The sequence below is a fragment of the Streptomyces sp. NPDC088910 genome (assembly GCF_044749865.1).
In the GTDB taxonomy this organism is placed as follows: Bacteria; Actinomycetota; Actinomycetes; order Streptomycetales; family Streptomycetaceae; genus Actinacidiphila.
On sequence record NZ_JBIVIV010000001.1, the window covers coordinates 19,949 to 37,684 of the forward strand.

A 17,736-nucleotide genomic window follows, 5' to 3' on the forward strand; every position below is an offset into this window, starting at 1 on the left:
TAGAACCGGCGTCGCTGCCCCAATGAGGGGGCGGTGGGTTCCCCGTGTGCGGGGCGCCTCCACCGCCAAGGAGGGTGGTACCGCGGGAGCGCTCGCTCTCGTCCCTTCGACGGAGTACGCACCAGTGTCCGCCGGAGGAAACCACCGATGAGCGACCACCAGACCGCGCAGGGACAGCCGCAGCCGCCGCAGTACCGGCCGGTGCCCGCCCAGGTCGACCTGCCCGCCCTCGAACACGAGGTGCTCGACCTCTGGAGCGAGCGGAAGACCTTCGCCCGTTCCGTCGAGCAGAGCCGCGGACTGCCCGACTGGGTCTTCTACGAGGGCCCGCCGACCGCCAACGGCATGCCCGGCGCCCACCACATCGAGGCCCGCGTCTTCAAGGACGTCTTCCCGCGCTTCAAGACCATGCAGGGCCACCACGTGACCCGCAAGGCCGGCTGGGACTGCCACGGGCTGCCGGTCGAGCTGGCGGTGGAGAAGGAACTGGGCTTCACCACCAAGCAGGACATCGAGGACTACGGCGTCGCGGAGTTCAACGCGAAGTGCCGCGAGTCGGTGACCCGGTACACCGACGCCTTCACCGACCTGACCACGCGCATGGGCTACTGGGTCGACCTCGACAACGCCTACCGGACGATGGACCCGGAGTACGTCCAGTCCGTGTGGTGGTCGCTCAAGCAGATCTTCGACAAGGGCCTGCTGGTCCAGGACTACCGGGTGGCGCCCTGGTGCCCGAAGGACCAGACCGGCCTGTCCGACCACGAACTGGCCCAGGGCTACGAGACGGTCGTCGACCCGTCGGTCTTCGTCCGCTTCCCGCTGACCGGCGGCCCGCTGGCGGGCGAGGCCGCGCTGCTGGTGTGGACGACCACGCCCTGGACGCTGGTCTCCAACACCGCCGTCGCCGCGCACCCCGACGTGACGTACGTCGTCGCCACCGACGGCACCGAGAAGCTGGTCGTCGCCGAGCCGCTGCTCGGCAAGGCGCTGGGCGAGGGCTGGACGGCGACCGGGCAGTCCTTCACCGGCCGCGAGATGGAACGCTGGACGTATCAGCGGCCGTTCGACTTCGTCGAGATCCCGGACGCGCACTATGTGGTGAACGCCGAGTACGTCACCACCGAGGACGGCACGGGCCTGGTCCACCAGTCCCCCGCCTTCGGTGAGGACGACCTCAAGACCTGCCGCGCGTACGGCCTTCCGGTGGTCAACCCGGTGCGCCGCGACGGCACCTTCGAGCCGGACGTGCCCCTGGTCGGCGGGGTCTTCTTCAAGAAGGCCGACGAGGCGCTGGTCGCCGAACTCCAGGCTTCGGGACGGCTGTTCCGGCACCTGCCGTACGAGCACAGCTACCCGCACTGCTGGCGCTGCCACACCGCGCTGCTCTACTACGCGCAGCCGTCCTGGTACATCAGGACCACCGCGGTCAAGGACGCCCTGCTGCGGGAGAACGAGAAGACCAACTGGCACCCGGACTCCGTCAAGCACGGCCGCTTCGGCGACTGGCTGAAGAACAACGTCGACTGGGCGCTGTCGCGCAACCGCTACTGGGGTACGCCGCTGCCGATCTGGCGCTGCGAGGACGGCCATCTGACCTGTGTCGGCTCGCTGGCCGAACTCGGCGAACTGACCGGCACCGACCAGTCCGGGCTCGACCCGCACCGCCCGTACATCGACGCGGTCACCTTCGGCTGCCCGTCCTGCGGCGGCACCGCGACCCGCGTCCCCGAGGTGATCGACGCCTGGTACGACTCGGGTTCGATGCCGTTCGCGCAGTGGGGCTACCCGTTCCACAACAAGGAGGTCTTCGAGCGCACGTACCCGGCGCAGTTCATCGCGGAGGCGATCGACCAGACCCGCGGCTGGTTCTACACGCTGATGGCCATCGGCACGCTCGTCTTCGACAGGTCGAGTTACGAGAACGTGGTCTGCCTCGGCCACATCCTCGCCGAGGACGGCCGCAAGATGTCCAAGCACCTGGGCAACATCCTCCAGCCGATCCCGCTCATGGACCAGCACGGCGCCGACGCGGTGCGCTGGTTCATGGCGGCCGGCGGCTCCCCGTGGGCGGCCCGCCGGGTCGGCCACGGCACGATCCAGGAGGTCGTCCGCAAGACGCTGCTCACGTACTGGAACACGGTCGCCTTCCAGGCGCTGTACGCCCGTACGTCCGGCTGGGCCCCCTCGGCGGCCGACCCGGCCGTCGAGGACCGCCCGCTGCTCGACCGCTGGCTGGTCGGCGAGCGGAACGTGCTGGTGCGCGAGGTGACCGACGCGCTGGAGTCGTACGACACCCAGCGCGCGGGCAAGCTGCTGTCGGCCTTCGTGGACGACCTGTCGAACTGGTACGTGCGCCGTTCGCGGCGCCGCTTCTGGCAGGGCGACCCGGCCGCGCTGCGCACCCTGCACGACGTGGTGGAGACCGTGACGCGGCTGATGGCCCCGCTGGTGCCGTTCATCACCGAACGGGTCTGGCAGGATCTGGTGGTGCCGGTGGTCCCCGGTGCCCCCGACTCGGTCCACCTCTCGTCCTGGCCCGTCGTGGACGAGCGGCACGTCGACCCGGCCCTGTCGGAGCGGATGCTGCTCGTACGGCGGCTGGTCGAGCTGGGCCGTGCCACGCGCGCGGAGTCCGGTGTCAAGACGCGTCAGCCGCTGTCGCGCGCGCTGGTCGCCGCCGCGGGCTTCGAGGGGCTCTCGGCCGAGCTGCGGGCGCAGATCACCGAGGAGTTGAACGTCAGCTCCCTGGCGTCGCTGTCCGAGGTCGGCGGGTCGCTGGTCGACACCACGGCCAAGGCCAACTTCCGCGCGCTGGGCAAGCGTTTCGGCAAGGGCGTCCAGGCCGTGGCGGCCGCGGTCGCCGCCGCCGACGCGGCGGCCCTGTCGGCGGCGCTGCGCGACGGCGGTACGGCCTCGGTGGTCGTGGACGGCGAGGAGGTCGCGCTCGCTCCTGAAGAGGTCATCATCACCGAGACCCCGCGCGAAGGGTGGTCGGTCGCCTCAGACTCCGGCGCCACGGTCGCGCTCGACCTGGAGATCACTCCCGAACTCCGCCTGGCCGGGCTCGCCCGCGACGCCATCCGGCTGATCCAGGAGGCCCGCAAGACCTCCGGCTTCGACGTGGCCGACCGGATCCACGTCCGCTGGGCCACGGCCGAGCCCGACGTCTCGACGGCCCTGTCCGCCCACGCCCCGCTCATCTCCGAGGAGGTCCTGGCGGACAGCTTCACCGACGCGTCGGCCGATGCCTCCTTCGGCCCGGCGTTCACGGACGAGTCCCTGGCCCTGACCTTCCACCTGCGCAAGAGCTGAGCCGCGTAGGGGGCGAAGTCCCCTACGCACGGTGGTCGTCGCACAGAACAGGGCCGGGCCCCGCGGGGAAAAAGGATTCCCCGGGGGCCCGGCCCTGTGTGGTGCGGGTCCAGCCGACCGCTAGGTCAGTTGTCGTCCTCGTCGATCAGGAAACCGCGCATCGGCGTCGGCGCCTGCTGCATCGGCTGCGGCGCCTGCGGCCGTACCGGTGCCATCGGCTGGGTCATGGCAGGAGACATCTGCTGCTGGCCGCCGTACGTCGGGCCGGGGGTGTGACCGCCGCCCATGCCCTGGCCGCCGTAGGACGGCGCGGAGCCCGCGTGTCCCATACCGGCGCCCGCGCCGGCCGGTGCCATGCCGTTGCCCATACCGCCGTTGCCCATGGATCCGCCCATCGAGCCGCCCATGGTGGACGCGGCCGGGAGGGAGGGAGCCGCGGGGGTGGTACGCGGCGGAGCCAGCGAGTCGTCGGCCTGGTTCTCGAGCTGACGGAGCTGGGACTCCAGGTAGGACTTCAGACGCGTGCGGTACTCGCGCTCGAAGCCGCGCAGGTCCTCGACCTTGCGCTCCAACGTGGCGCGGGCGGACTCCAGGGAGCCCATCGCGACGCGGTGCTTCTCCTGGGCGTCCCGCTCAAGAGCGTCCGCCTTGGCGCGGGCGTCCCGCTCCAGGCCCTCGGCGCGGCTGCGGGCCTCGCCGACGATCTTGTTGGCCTCGGAACGCGCTTCCGCGATGGCCTGGTCCGCCGTCTGCTGCGCGAGCGAGAGCACGCGGGCGGCGCTGTCGCCACCGGGTCCCTGCTGCTGCATCGGGTGGTGCTGCTGCTGTTGTTGCTGCTGCATCGGGTGCTGGCCCATGGGGCCGGGTCCCTGCTGCTGCATCGGGTGCTGGCCCATCGGACCAGGCCCCTGCTGCTGCATGGGGTGCCCCATCTGCTGCTGCATCGGGCCGGGCCCGTGCTGCTGCTGGGCGCTGGGGCCGGGCGGCAACTGCGGCATACCGCCCTGCTGCTGCGGCGGACCCATCTGCTGCTGCGGCACCGGCTGCGGACCGGATATGGCAGCGGGCACCGGCCGGTCCTGCTGTTCGGGCTTGCGCATGCCCTGTTGCTGGTTCTGGGCGGCGGCACGGGTGGCCGCGGCCAGTTTGGCGCGCAAGTCCTCGTTTTCGCGGAGCAATCGAGTCAGCTCCGCCTCCACCTCGTCGAGGAAGGCGTCGACCTCATCCTCGTCATAGCCCTCTCGGAGGCGGACGGTCGTGAACTGCTTGTTCCGAACGTCCTCGGGGGTCAGCGGCATCTCTTCACCTCAACGTGATCGTCGACATATCGGGAGCCCGCACCGTTCACATCAAGTTCCCCACGACGGAGATCAGGATGTACACGATGATCATCAATACGAAGAAGGACAGGTCGAGCGCCACGCCCCCGAGACGTAGCGGCGGGATGAACCGCCGCAAGAGCTTGAGTGGCGGATCGGTGACAGTGTAGGTGCCCTCCAGGACCACCACCATCGCCTTCCCAGGGTGCCATGAACGGGCGAACTGGAAGACGTAATCCATCACCAATCGGAAGATCAGCACAAACAGGAAGCAGTACAGCGCGATGTACAGCACCTGGAGTGCGACACTCATCGCGCTTCCCTCTCCCCTGCTCGTCTTCGGCCCGGTGGCCGGGTCCCTGCGGTTGCGTCTCGTTCAGCTCTGGTTGAAGAACCCGCCCTCGGCGATCCGGGCTTTGTCCTCCGCCGTGACATCGACGTTAGCAGGCGACAGGAGGAACACCTTCTGCGTCACCCGCTCGATGCTTCCGTGAAGACCGAAGACCAGGCCGGCGGCGAAGTCGACAAGACGCTTCGCGTCCGTGTCGTCCATCTCCGTCAGATTCATGATCACCGGCGTTCCCTCGCGGAAGTGTTCCCCGATGGTACGGGCTTCGTTGTAGGTCCGGGGGTGCAGTGTCGTGATCCGGTACGGCTCTCGCTCTGACACGACCTTGGGCATGATCACCGGTGCGTTCTTCTCCAGGCTGTGACGTTCGGGTGTGATGGACGCCACGGGGGCGATCCGCGGTTCACGGGGCGCCGGGGCGTGTACGAGACGCGCCGGTTCGTCCTGCGACGACTGGTGCTGGCTCTGTGGTACGTGCTGCGGTACGTGCTGGCTGACCTGCTGCTGACGGCGAGGGGCACGCTCGGGGTCGGCGCTGGCCCGTGCTGCGGGCGGAGCGGCCATCTCGGGCTCGAACTCGTCGTCGGGGTCAAATCCCGGCCCGTCGTATCCGTCGTCCTCCACGAGGCCGAGGTAGACCGCCATCTTGCGCATCGCGCCGGCCATGCTCTGCGTCCTCTCAGCGGGGTTGCGGTCCTCGGCCGCCGCTCGGACGGCCGCCACACCATATTTATGCTGTGGTCCGACTTGTTGGTGACGTTACCCGAGCCCGGGACGGACTCCGAGTACCGCCGTACCGACGCGTACATGTGTCGCTCCGGCCGCAACGGCTTCGTCGAGGTCCTGGCTCATCCCTGCCGAGACCATGGTCGCAGCCGGATGGGTCTCGCGCAGGCCGGATGAGATTTCCATCAACCGATCGAAGGCGGCGCGGGGTTGGCCCGCGTATGCCCCGGCCAGCGGCGCGACGGTCATCAGGCCGTCGAGACGCAGCCCCGGTGCCGCCGCGATCGCGTCGGCGAGCGCGGCGACCGCGTCGGGTGCCACCCCGCCGCGCTCTCCCTGAGCGCCCGACTCCGCGTCCAGGGCGACCTGAACGAGGCACCCGAGCCGCTTTTCCGCGGCGGTCGCCGCGGTCGACAGCGCGCCGGCCAGCCGGAGCCGGTCGACCGAGTGCACATGATCAGAGTAACGGACCACTGAACGAGCCTTGTTGGTCTGCAACTGCCCCACAAAATGCCAAGTAAGCGGAAGATCGGCGCACGCCGCCGCCTTGGGCGCGGCGTCCTGGTCGCGGTTCTCCGCCACATGCCGGACGCCGAGGCCGGCCAGCAGCCGGACGTCGCTCGCCGGGTAGGTCTTGGTGACCACGATCAGGGTCACGTCCGCGCGGTCCCGCCCGGCCGCCTCGCAGGCGGCGGTGATCCGCTTCTCGACACGGTCCAGATTCGCGGCGAGTTCCGCGCGCCTGGCGCCGTCCTCGGCCTCGGGGTCGGTCTGATGCTCGGTCACGCGGCGCCGTCCAGCCAGACATAGCCCGCCAGTCGACCGGTGACACCGTCGCGGCGGTAGGAGAAGTGATCGGCGGACTCCAGGGTGCACACACCCGCGCCCGGCCCGTCGGATGATCCGGCGCTCGGCCCGAGGTTCACTCCGGCGCGCGCGAGTTGGGCGCGCACCCCCGAAGCCACGTCGACCGCCGGAGTGCCCCAGCTCGTCTCGGCGTACGCCTCCGGCACCGCCCGGGCGACCTCGTCCCGCATCGCGGCGGGCACTTCATAGCACTTTCCGCACACGGCGGGGCCGAGCAGCGCGGTGATCCGCGCGGGGTCGGCCCCCCGCACCGTCATCGCCTCGACGGCGGCGGGCACCACACCCGCGACCAGTCCCGGCCGTCCCGCGTGCGCGGCGGCCACGACACCGGCCACCGGGTCGGCGAGCAGTACGGGCACGCAGTCGGCGGTGAGTACGGCGAGCGTGAGGTCGGCGCGGGTGGTGACGAGCGCGTCGACGGCCGGGACCGGCCGGTCGCCCCACGGGGCGTCCACGACGGCGACCTCGCGGCCGTGCACCTGGTTCATCCACACCACCCGGTCGGGGTCGCGGCCGAGATCGGCCGCGGCGCGCTCGCGGTTGGCGCGTACGGCGGCGGGGTCGTCCCCCACCGCGCCGCCGAGGTTGAGGCTGTCGTGCGGAACGGCGCTCACCCCGCCCCACCGGTCGGTGAAGGCGAAGTGCGCGCCGCTCGCTGTCTGGCGGTGCCCTATCACTTCAAGAAGTCGGGTACGTCGAGCTCTTCGGCCGCGGTGTCCTGGTAGGGACGGGCCGGCGGCACGTGCGGGGGCGGGACCGGGGTCGGCGCCTCCGCGACGGGCTCGTTGTCGCTGTCGCGGTCCGACGAGGCGACCGGGACACTGCCGAGGCCGGTGTACGAGGTCGCCGGGCGGGCGGGTTCGGGCTGGCTGGCGATCCGCGCGCCGGAGACGGGGGTCGTGTCGCGGTATCCGTCGAGCGCCTTGGCACTGCTCTTGGTGGGCGGCTGGCCGCCGTCGAACCCGGCGGCGATCACGGTGACCCGCACCTCGTCGCCGAGCGCGTCGTCGATGACCGCGCCGAAGATGATGTTGGCCTCGGGGTGGGCCGCCTCGCTGACGAGTTGGGCCGCCTCGTTGATCTCGAACAGGCCGAGGTCGGAGCCGCCGGAGATGGAGAGCAGCACCCCGCGGGCGCCGTCGATGGAGGCTTCGAGCAGCGGCGAGGAGATCGCCATCTCGGCGGCGGCGACCGCACGGTCGTCACCGCGCGCGGAGCCGATGCCCATGAGGGCCGAACCCGCCTCGGACATCACGGACTTCACGTCGGCGAAGTCGAGGTTGATCAGGCCGGGGGTGGTGATCAGGTCGGTGATGCCCTGCACGCCGGAGAGCAGGACCTGGTCGGCCGAGCGGAAGGCGTCGAGCACGCTGACCTGGCGGTCCGAGATGGACAGCAGACGGTCGTTGGGGATGACGATCAGGGTGTCGACGTTCTCCCGCAGCCCCGCGATGCCGTCCTCCGCCTGGTTGGCGCGGCGGCGGCCCTCGAAGGTGAAGGGGCGGGTGACGACCCCGATGGTCAGGGCGCCGAGCGAGCGGGCGATGTTGGCGACGACGGGTGCGCCGCCGGTGCCGGTGCCGCCGCCCTCACCCGCGGTGACGAAGACCATGTCGGCGCCCTTGAGCACCTCTTCGATCTCCTCGCGGTGGTCCTCGGCGGCCTTGCGGCCCACGTCGGGGTTGGCCCCGGCGCCGAGGCCCCGGGTCAGTTCACGGCCGACGTCGAGCTTGACGTCGGCGTCGCTCATCAGGAGGGCCTGCGCATCGGTGTTGATCGCGATGAACTCGACGCCCTTGAGACCGACCTCGATCATCCGGTTGATGGCGTTGACGCCACCGCCGCCGATGCCGACGACCTTGATGACTGCGAGGTAGTTCTGCGGTGCTGCCACGTCGAAGGCCTCTCGCCTCGAGTTACGTATCTTGTGGGACGGTCGGTACGCTCGCCGATGCCGTTCCGAACCCTAACCGTGAGGTTTAGGGTTACCAGTATGCATGTCCCATGTGTTCCTTGGGACGAGACACTAAGTCGACAAGCGGTAGTGGTTCAACGAACACGCCGAACCTACCGTTTTTCTTTTGACCCTATGTGATCACGTCACCGGCTGGTGGGCCAGGGGTCGAATAATGCCATAAGGGGCGTCAACTCCCTGACGCCGCAGGGGCGCTGGGGGCACTCACGTCGTAGTGGGAGGCGTGTGGCTGGACCTTCAGGAGCGCATTGAGCACCGCGGCCTTCCGCGCGCCCTGTTCCGCGCTCCCCCACATCACGCTGCGTCCGCGCGAGAGTTCGACGGTGATGTTGTCGTAGGAACGGACCCGGATCGCGGTCGCCTGGCCGTGCAGCGATTCCGGAAGATCGGCGGCGACCGCAATGGCGGCCCGCAGCAGGCTCTTTGTTCCGAAATGCCGAAGGCTCGGCGACTGATCCGGCGTCAATTGCACGAGCGGTACGCCGCGCGGCGCGGTGTCGACCGTCGCGAATCGCACACCGCCCGGGTCCACTTCGGTGAACTTGTCGCCGCTTTTCAGTACGGCGGAGGCCGTTCGTTCGGTCACTTTCACCCGGACCGTGTGCGGCCACGACCGTTCCACGTCCACATGGTCGATCCGCGGCAGCGCGGTGAGCAGCCGCCTGCGGACCGCGCCGGTGTCCACGGAGGCCAGCGCGCCGCCCAGCGGTACGCCCGCGGCGCGCTCGATCTGCTGCGGCGTCAGCACGTCGTTGCCCGTGACGGTCACGCGCGTGGCGCGGAACCAGGAGGAGCCGTAGACGGCCCAGGTGCCGCCCGCGACGAGGACGGTGAGGACGACCAGTGTGATGATCGCCGTCCGGCGGCTGGGGAGGGTCAGCCGGGGGCGCGGGCGCCGTCCGGCGCCGGGCGCCGCCCCGTCCCGGTCGGCGCCGACCGGCTTCGCTTGCGTCCCGGTCACCCCGGTCACCCGGCCTCCCCGCGTCGACGGATGCGGAGCGCGTCCGCGCCCCGCGGGCCCTATCGTGCCAGGCCCGGTCCGCCGCGCCGCGGGACACGCCCTCGGCGCGGCGGCCACCGTCAGCGGCGGCCCGCGGCCACCGCCTCGTACACCATGGCGACCAGCAGGTCGTCCGCGTCGCGGCGGCCGAACTCGGCTGCCGCGCGCGACATGTCGTACAGGCGGTGCGGGTCCGTCAGGACGGGCAGCACGTGTCCCAGCACCCAGTCGGGGGTGAGTTCGGCGTCGTCGACCAGCAGCCCGCCGCCGGCCTTCACCAGCGGCTGGGCGTTGAGCCGCTGTTCGCCGTTGCCGATGGGCAGCGGCACGTAGGCGGCGGGCAGTCCGACCGCGGACAGTTCGGCGACGGTCATGGCACCGGCACGGCAGAGCATCATGTCGGCGGCGGCGTAGGCGAGATCCATCCGGTCGACGTAGGGCACCGGGCGGTACGGCGGCATGCCGGGCATGTTGTCGGACCGCGGGAGTTCGTTCTTGGGGCCGACCGCGTGCAGGATCTGCACGCCGGACTGCTGGAGCCGCGGCGCGACGGTGGCGATCACCTCGTTGAGCCGCCGGGCGCCCTGGGAGCCGCCGGAGACCAGCAGGGTGGGCAGGTTCTGGTCGAGGCCGAACGCGTGCCGGGCCTCGGGGCGGGCGGCGGCCCGGTCGAGGGTGGCGATGGTGCGGCGCAGCGGGATGCCGATGTAGCGGGCGTCGCGCAGCTTGCTGTCGGGGGTGGAGACGGCGACCGCGTGCGCGTACCGCGACCCGATCTTGTTGGCCAGGCCCGGCCGCGCGTTGGCCTCGTGCACGACGATCGGCACGCCGAGCCGCTTGGCGGCCAGGTAGCCGGGCAGCGCCACGTAGCCGCCGAAGCCGACCACGCAGTCCGCCTTGGTGCGTTCCAGGATCTGCTCGGCGGCCTTGATGGTGCCGCGCAGCCGTCCGGGGACGGTGATCAGTTCCGGGGTGGGGCGGCGCGGCAGCGGGACGGCCGGGATGAGCGCCAGTTCATAACCGCGTTCCGGCACCAGCCTGGTCTCCAGGCCCTTCTCGGTGCCGAGGGCCGTGATGCCCACGGTCGGGTCCTGCCTGCGCAGGGCATCGGCGAGCGCGAGCGCAGGCTCGATGTGGCCGGCGGTCCCCCCGCCGGCGAGTACGACATGCACCGAAATTCACCGCTCTCCGGACGGCCGCCTGGTGACGTACCGCCGCATCGTCCGTGTCATTGCCCCGCTGAAAGCACTACGCCCCCGCATGGCCAGGGCCGCTCGCGCTCCGGGCTCGTTTCTCGCGAAGGAGATGAGCAGCCCGATCGCGAACATGGTCGGCAGGATGGCTGAACCTCCGTAGGAGAACAGCGGGAGCGGGACTCCGGCGATCGGCAGCAGGCCGAGCACCGCACCGATGTTGATCACGGCCTGGGCCGTGATCCAGGTGGTCACGCCACCCGCTGCGAACCTGACGAAGGGGTCCTCCGTACGACCGGCCACGCGGATACCCGCGTAGCCTAGTGCCGCGAAGAGGGCGAGTACCGACAGCGTCCCCGCCAGACCCAATTCCTCCCCGGTTACGGCGAAGATGAAGTCGGTGTGCGGCTCCGGGAGTTCACCCCATTTTTCCACACTCGCCCCGAGTCCCGACCCGAACCAGCCACCGGAGGCGAGGGCGTAGATCCCGTGCACGGCCTGCCAGCACTGGTCGTTGGTGCCGGGGTCGGTGGCGGCGATGCAGTGCAGCCGGCCCATCCGGTTGGGGCTGGTGATGATGGCCAGGGCCGCCAGCGCCGCCGCGCCGGACAGCACGCCCGCGAAGAGCCTGGTGGGGGCGCCCGCGAGCCAGAGCATGCCGAAGAGGATCGCGGTGAGGATCATCGTGGTGCCCATGTCGCCGCCGAGCATGATCAGTCCGAGCAGCAGGAACGTCACGGGCACGAGCGGCACCAGCAGGTGCTTCCACTGGATCAGCAGATTCCGGTCGCCCTTGCGGGCGAGCAGGTCGGCGCCCCACATCACCAGGGCCAGCTTGCCGAATTCGCTGGGCTGGATCTGGAACGGGCCGCCGATGGAGATCCAGTTGGTGTTGCCGTTGACCGTCTGCCCTATTCCGGGGACCTGGACCAGGCACATCAGGAAGACGGCGCCGAGCAGCAGCGGGTACGCGAGCGCGCGGTGCAGTCTGACCGGCATCCGGGCGGCGGCGTAGAGCAGCACGGAGCCGAGGGCGACCGCGAGGAGCTGCTTGCGGAAGTAGTACGTGGACGGCAGGCCGTAGCGCAGCGCCTGGATCATCGAGGCGGAGTACACCATCACCAGGCCGAGCACGGTGATCAGCAGGGCCGCGCCGAGGATGACGTAGTACGCCGTCAGCGGGCGGTCCCAGGCGGCGCGTACCCGCTCGGGGAGCCGGGCGGCGCCCCGGAGGGCGCTGCCGCGCTGCCGGGCCGGGTACGTGCTCATACCCGCCCCCCGCGGGGGCGGTGCGCGGGGCGGCGGGGGGACGCAGTGGCCGTCATGGGACCTCCATCGGAGCGAGGGCGCCGCACGACACCTGCGGCTAGGGCTCGTCGCTGTCGCTGTCGGCGGCGCCCAGGCGCCGGACGGCTTCCGCGAACATATCGCCGCGCTCGTTGTAATTGGCGAACATGTCCATCGACGCACAGGCCGGTGCCAGCAGAACGGTGTCGCCGGGCTGGGCCCGGTCGCGTGCCACGGCGACGGCGGCGGCCATCGCCCCAGTGTCGGTCCGGCCCAGCTCGACCACCGGGACCTGGGGGGCGTGTCGCGCGAGCGCTTCACGGATCAGGGCGCGGTCGGCGCCGATCAGGACGGCGGCCCGCAGCCGGTCGGCGGACTTGATGACCAGGTCGTCGAAGACCGCGCCCTTGGCGAGGCCGCCGGCGAGCCAGACGATCGACGGGTACGCGGCCAGCGACGCCTCGGCCGCGTGGGTGTTTGTGGCCTTGGAGTCGTCGACCCAGGTGATGCCGTCGCGGGTGGCGACCTCGGCGATGCGGTGCGCGTCCGGACGGAAGGCCCGCAGGCCCTCGCGTACGGCGGCCGGTTCGACGCCGTAGGCGCGGGCGAGGGCGGCGGCGGCCAGCGCGTTGGCGATGTTGTGCGGGGCCGGCGGGTTGACGTCGGCGGTCTCGGCCAGCTCCTGCGCGCTGTTGACCCGGTCGTCCACGAAGGCGCGGTCGACCAGGATGCCGTCGACCAGACCGAAGTCGGAGGGCCGGGGCGCGTCGAGGGTGAAGCCGATCGCCCGGCAGCCCTCTTCGACGTCGGCCTCGCGGACCAGCCGCTCGGTCTCCGGGTCGGCGCGGTTGTAGACGCAGGCGACCTGGTTGCCCTGGTAGATCCGGCCCTTGTCGGCGGTGTACGCCGCCATCGAGCCGTGCCAGTCGAGGTGGTCGGGCGCCAGGTTGAGCACGGCGGCGGAGTGCGGGCGGATGCTGGGCGCCCAGTGGAGCTGGTAGCTGGACAGCTCGACGGCGAGGACGTCGTACGGCTCGTCGCCGAGGACCGCGTCCAGCAGGGAGACGCCGATGTTGCCGACGGCCGCGGTGCGCAGGCCCGCCGCGGTGAGGATCGCGGCGAGCATGCGGGTGGTGGTGGTCTTGCCGTTGGTGCCGGTGACCGCGAGCCAGGGGGCCGCGCCGGGCTTCCTGAGCCGCCAGGCCAGTTCGACGTCGCCCCAGATCTCCACGCCCGCCTTGGCGGCGGCCGTGAACAGCGGGCTGCTCGGCTTCCAGCCGGGGGCGGTGACCACGAGTTCGGTGCCCTCGGGCAGGGTCGCGCCGTCACCGAGGCGCACGGTGATGCCGAGCGCCTCCAGTTCGGCCGCCTCGGCCCGCTGCCGCTCGCCCGCGACGCCGTTGACGACGGTGACGCGGGCGCCGAGGGCGTGCAGCGCCTTCGCGGCGGGCACGCCGGAGACGCCGAGCCCGGCGACGGTGACGCGCAGGTCCGTGAAGTCGGGGTTCACGAAGCCCTGCCCGGCGGCGGACGGGGAGGCCGGAGACTCCGGGAACGCCGGGGAGTCGGTCGTCACGACGCGGCCACCCAGCCCGCGTAGAAGATGCCGAGTCCGACGGCCATGCACATGCCCTGGATGATCCAGAATCTGACCACGACCAGGACTTCGCTCCACCCCTTGAGTTCGAAGTGGTGCTGGAGTGGCGCCATCCGGAAGACCCGCTTGCCGGTGAGCCGGAAGGAGCCGACCTGGATGATCACGGACATCGTGATCAGGACGAAGAGGCCGCCGAGGATGGCCAGCAGCATCTCGGTGCGGGAGCAGATCGCCAGGCCCGCGAGCGCGCCGCCCAGGGCCAGGGAGCCGGTGTCGCCCATGAAGATCTTGGCCGGTGAGGTGTTCCACCACAGGAAGCCGAAGCAGGCTCCCATCAGGGCCGCCGCGACCACCGCGAGATCGAGTGGGTCGCGGACCTCGTAACACGCGCCGTTCGCGCTGACCGGGGCCCCGCACCACTGGCCGTACTGCCACACGCCGATGACGGTGTACGCGGCGAAGACCATGGTGGAGGCGCCGGTGGCCAGGCCGTCGAGGCCGTCGGTGAGGTTCACGCCGTTGGACATCGCCAGGATCATGAACAGCGCCCAGACCACGAAGATCACCGGGCCGATGGACCAGCCGAAGTCGGTGGTGAACGACAGCTTGGTGGAGGCCGGGGTCTGGCCGCGGGAGTCCTTGAAGTTCAGCGCGAGCGCCGCGAAGGCGATGCCGACGATGAGCTGGCCCGACATCTTCGCCTTGGCGCGCAGGCCGAGGCTGCGCTGCTTGACGATCTTGATGTAGTCGTCGAGGAAGCCGACCAGGCCCATACCGGCGAAGAGGAAGAGCACCAGCACGCCGGACATGGTCGGCTTGTCACCGGTGATCAGCTTGGTCGCCGCGTAGGCGATCAGCGTGGCCAGGATGAACGCGATACCGCCCATGGTGGGCGTGCCGCGCTTGCTGTGGTGCGCCTTCGGACCGTCGTCCCGGATCATCTGTCCGTAGCCCTTGCGGGCCAGCAGGCGGATCAACAGCGGTGTGCCGACCAGCGACAGGAAGAGCCCCAGGACGCCGGAGACGAGAATCTGCTTCACAGGGCGGCACCCTCACGGGCCGAGCCGTCGAAGCCGTCGGCTTCGAGCAGCGCCAGGGCGACGGACTCCAGGCCGACCGACCTCGATGCCTTCACCAGTACGACGTCCCCCGGGCGCACTTCGCTGCGCAACAGGTCGATCGCCGCCTCCGCGTCGGACACGTGCACCGACTCCTCACCCCACGAACCCTCGTTATAGGCGCCCATTTGCAGCCAGGCGGCTTCGGTACCGCCCACGGCCACGAGCTTGCTGACGTTGAGCCGGACGGCCAGCCGCCCCACCGCGTCGTGCTCGACGAGTGCTTCCCCGCCGAGTTCGGCCATCTTTCCGAGCACCGCCCACGTGCGCCCCCCGCGCGCCTGTGAGGATCTGCCCATCGCTGCGAGTGTGCGCAGGGCAGCCCTCATGGATTCGGGGTTCGCGTTGTAGGCGTCGTTGACGACCGTCACGCCGTCGGGCCGCTCGGTGACCTCCATGCGCCAGTGCGAGAGCGTGCCGGCCTCGGAGAGCGCGGTGGCGATCTCGTCGACGGGCATGCCCAGTTCACGGGCTACGGCGGTCGCGGCGAGCGCGTTCGACACGTGGTGCTCACCGTACAGGCGCAAGGTCACCTCGGCGCACCCGGTGGGTGTTCGCAGCGTGAAGACGGCCTGACCCCGGTCGTTGAGCCGGACATTCTCGGCGGTCACCTCGACGTCCACGCCGTCGACCGACCTGGCCGACTCGCCGAAGTACACGACGCGCGCCTTGGTACGGGAGGCCATGGCGCGGACCAGCGGGTCGTCGGCGTTGAGTACGGCGATGCCGCCCTCGGCCGCCGCGGGCAGCGCCTCGACCAGCTCGCCCTTGGCCTGGGCGATCTGCTCCCGGCCGCCGAACTCGCCGATGTGCGCGCTGCCGACGTTGAGCACCAGGCCGATCCGCGGCGGGGTCAGTCCGGTCAGGTAGCTGATGTGGCCGATACCGCGGGCGCCCATCTCCAGCACCAGGTGCCGGGTGTGCTCGTCGGCGCTCAGCGCGGTCAGCGGCAGCCCGATCTCGTTGTTCAGCGAGCCCGGTGTCCACACGGTGGGCGCGTGCCGCTCCAGGAGCTGCGCGATGAGGTCCTTGGTGCTGGTCTTGCCCGCGGAGCCGGTCAGCGCCACCACGGTGGCGCCCAGCCGCTCGATGACGTGCTTGGCGAGGGCGCCGAGCGCGGTCTGTACGTCGTCCACGACGATCGCGGGTACGCCGACCGGCCGGGTGGCGAGCACCGCCACGGCGCCCGCCGCGACCACGTCGGCGGCGAAGTCGTGGCCGTCGGCCTTGGCTCCGGCGAACGCCACGAAGAGCGCGCCGGGCACCACCTCGCGGGAGTCCCTGACCACCGGGCCGGTGACACGTACTTCCGTGTCCGGTATGTCGTGCGTGCTCCCGCCGACCGCGCGTGCGACCTCGGCGAGGGTGAGGGGGATCACAGTGCTTGTCGGTCCTTCTCGATCGCGGCGCGCAGCACCTCTCGGTCGTCGAAGGGGCGTACCTCTCCGGCGATGTCCTGGCCCTGTTCATGGCCCTTGCCCGCCACCACCACGATGTCGCCGGGCTCGGCCCGTGCGACGGCGGCGGCGACGGCGGCGGCTCTGTCGGGTTCGACGATGACGTGTCCGCGCTGCTGCGCGGGGACCTCGCACGCGCCGTTCAGCATCGCGGCGAGGATGGCCAGCGGGTCCTCCGACCGCGGGTTGTCGGAGGTCAGTACGGCGGTGTCGGCGAGCCGGGCGACCGCCGCGCCCATCGGCCCGCGCTTGGTGGTGTCGCGGTCGCCGCCGCAGCCGAGCACGGCGTGGATCCGGCCGCGGGTGGTCTTGCGCAGCGCGCGCAGCATCAGCTCCACGGCGTCGGTCTTGTGCGCGTAGTCCACGACCGCCAGATACGGCTGTCCCGCGTCGACCCGCTCCAGGCGGCCGGGGACGCCGGGGACGGCGGCGATGCCGTCGGCGGCGGTCTGCGGGTCGAGGCCCGCGGCGGCCAGCGCGGTGATCGCGGCCAGGGTGTTGGCGACGTTGAAGGGGCCGGGCAGCGGCGCGGTGGCGTCCACCCGCTCGCCCTTGGGGCCGAGCACGGTGAAGGTGCTGCCGTGCAGCCCCGCCTCGACGTCCTCGGCCCGCCAGTCCGCGTCCAGCCGCCCTTCGGCGGAGAAGGTGACCAGCGGGACGGTGGCCTCGCCGACCAGCCTGCGGCCGTACGCGTCGTCCAGGTTGACCACGCCGAGCCGGCTGCGGCGCGGGGTGAAGAGCTGCGCCTTGGCCTGGAAGTAGTCCTCCATGCCCGCGTGGAACTCCATGTGCTCGGGGCTGAGGTTGTTGAAGACGGCCACGTCGAACACCGCCCCGTCGACCCGGCCGAGCACCAGGGCGTGGCTGGAGACCTCCATGACCACCGACTCGACACCGCGTTCGCGCATCACGGCGAAGAGCGCCTGGAGGTCGGTGGCCTCCGGTGTGGTGCGCTCGCTCTTGATCCGGTCGTCGCCGATCCGGGTCTCGACGGTGCCGATGAGGCCGGTGCCGCCGTCGCGCGCGGCGCGCAGGCCGCCCTCGACGAGGTAGGCGGTGGTGGTCTTGCCCGACGTGCCGGTGATCCCGACCCGCAGCAGGCCGTCGCCCGGCTGGTCGTAGACGGCGGCGGCCAGTTCGCCCATCCGGGCCCGCGGGTCGTCCACGGTCAGGACGGGCAGTCCGGTGGCGGCGGCGCGCTCGGTGCCCGCCGGGTCGGTCAGTACGGCGACGGCTCCGGCGGCGGCGGCCTGCGCGGCGAAGTCCGCGCCGTGGAAGCGCGCGCCGGGCAGCGCCGCGTACAGGTCACCGGGGCGGACCGCGCGCGAGTCGTGCGTGATGCCGGTGACCTGCGCGGTGGGGCCGTCCGGCACCCGCGTACCGAGAGGTCCGGTGAGTTCCGCGAGTTCGTGCAGGGTTTTGGGGCGGATACGCGTCGGGCGCGGCGCGCCCGGCTGGGTGAGGGTGGGCTGATCAGCTTTGGGCACGGCGGTGAGGTTACCGGGCTGGCCGGGGTGCGAGCCAAAATTCATG

Annotated in this window: 14 protein-coding genes; 1 reads left to right on the top strand and 13 read right to left on the bottom strand. The window is 71.2% G+C overall.

Annotated elements, in window-relative coordinates; all coding sequences use genetic code 11:
* Positions 1-147 precede the first annotated feature (147 nt).
* Complete coding sequence (gene ileS / locus ACIP4Z_RS00090) at positions 148-3,315, top strand: isoleucine--tRNA ligase (protein WP_401303746.1); 3,168 nt, start codon at positions 148-150, stop codon at positions 3,313-3,315.
* A gap of 125 nt (positions 3,316-3,440) precedes the next feature.
* Here the strand turns inward: ileS and ACIP4Z_RS00095 are convergent, their stop codons facing one another.
* The 13 genes from ACIP4Z_RS00095 to ACIP4Z_RS00155 all read right to left on the bottom strand — a co-directional run bounded on the left by ACIP4Z_RS00095 (position 3,441) and on the right by ACIP4Z_RS00155 (position 17,735).
* Positions 3,441-4,613 (bottom strand): DivIVA domain-containing protein, encoded by a 1,173-nt coding sequence (locus ACIP4Z_RS00095; RefSeq protein WP_355334102.1) that lies wholly within the window; start codon positions 4,611-4,613, stop codon positions 3,441-3,443.
* Between the two features lie 46 nt (positions 4,614-4,659).
* The gene (locus ACIP4Z_RS00100) at positions 4,660-4,947 is read right to left on the bottom strand and encodes a YggT family protein (RefSeq protein ID WP_355334104.1); all 288 of its coding nucleotides are present in this window, start codon (positions 4,945-4,947) and stop codon (positions 4,660-4,662) included.
* A gap of 63 nt (positions 4,948-5,010) precedes the next feature.
* Positions 5,011-5,649, bottom strand: coding sequence for a cell division protein SepF (locus tag ACIP4Z_RS00105; protein ID WP_188282131.1), 639 nt, complete (start codon positions 5,647-5,649; stop codon positions 5,011-5,013).
* Between the two features lie 93 nt (positions 5,650-5,742).
* Positions 5,743-6,495, bottom strand: a complete 753-nt coding sequence (locus ACIP4Z_RS00110; RefSeq protein ID WP_401303751.1) for a YggS family pyridoxal phosphate-dependent enzyme — start codon at positions 6,493-6,495, stop codon at positions 5,743-5,745.
* Entirely contained in the window at positions 6,492-7,253 is a 762-nt protein-coding gene (gene pgeF, locus ACIP4Z_RS00115) for a peptidoglycan editing factor PgeF (protein ID WP_391043968.1), read from the bottom strand. Before pgeF ends, ACIP4Z_RS00110 begins: the two co-directional genes overlap by 4 nt.
* Complete coding sequence (gene ftsZ / locus ACIP4Z_RS00120) at positions 7,250-8,470, bottom strand: cell division protein FtsZ (protein WP_401303754.1); 1,221 nt, start codon at positions 8,468-8,470, stop codon at positions 7,250-7,252. Before ftsZ ends, pgeF begins: the two co-directional genes overlap by 4 nt.
* A 250-nt stretch (positions 8,471-8,720) precedes the next feature.
* Positions 8,721-9,512, bottom strand: a complete 792-nt coding sequence (locus ACIP4Z_RS00125) for an FtsQ-type POTRA domain-containing protein (protein ID WP_391159762.1) — start codon at positions 9,510-9,512, stop codon at positions 8,721-8,723.
* A gap of 119 nt (positions 9,513-9,631) precedes the next feature.
* Positions 9,632-10,723 (bottom strand): undecaprenyldiphospho-muramoylpentapeptide beta-N-acetylglucosaminyltransferase, encoded by a 1,092-nt coding sequence (gene murG / locus ACIP4Z_RS00130; protein WP_355334117.1) that lies wholly within the window; start codon positions 10,721-10,723, stop codon positions 9,632-9,634.
* A 6-nt stretch (positions 10,724-10,729) separates the two neighbouring features.
* Positions 10,730-12,013, bottom strand: a complete 1,284-nt coding sequence (ftsW, locus tag ACIP4Z_RS00135) for a putative lipid II flippase FtsW (RefSeq protein ID WP_355334118.1) — start codon at positions 12,011-12,013, stop codon at positions 10,730-10,732.
* 97 nt (positions 12,014-12,110) lie between these two features.
* On the bottom strand, positions 12,111-13,541 hold the full coding sequence (gene murD / locus ACIP4Z_RS00140; RefSeq protein WP_355334707.1) for a UDP-N-acetylmuramoyl-L-alanine--D-glutamate ligase: 1,431 nt from the start codon (positions 13,539-13,541) through the stop codon (positions 12,111-12,113).
* 62 nt (positions 13,542-13,603) lie between these two features.
* A complete protein-coding gene (mraY, locus tag ACIP4Z_RS00145) occupies positions 13,604-14,668 on the bottom strand; it encodes a phospho-N-acetylmuramoyl-pentapeptide-transferase (protein WP_188282125.1) in 1,065 nt (354 codons plus the stop codon).
* Positions 14,665-16,125, bottom strand: coding sequence for a UDP-N-acetylmuramoyl-tripeptide--D-alanyl-D-alanine ligase (murF, locus tag ACIP4Z_RS00150; protein WP_401303759.1), 1,461 nt, complete (start codon positions 16,123-16,125; stop codon positions 14,665-14,667). The genes mraY and murF overlap by 4 nt, the downstream gene beginning before the upstream one ends.
* Complete coding sequence (locus ACIP4Z_RS00155; RefSeq protein WP_355334124.1) at positions 16,122-17,735, bottom strand: UDP-N-acetylmuramoyl-L-alanyl-D-glutamate--2,6-diaminopimelate ligase; 1,614 nt, start codon at positions 17,733-17,735, stop codon at positions 16,122-16,124. The genes murF and ACIP4Z_RS00155 overlap by 4 nt, the downstream gene beginning before the upstream one ends.
* Position 17,736: the final 1 nt, after the last annotated feature.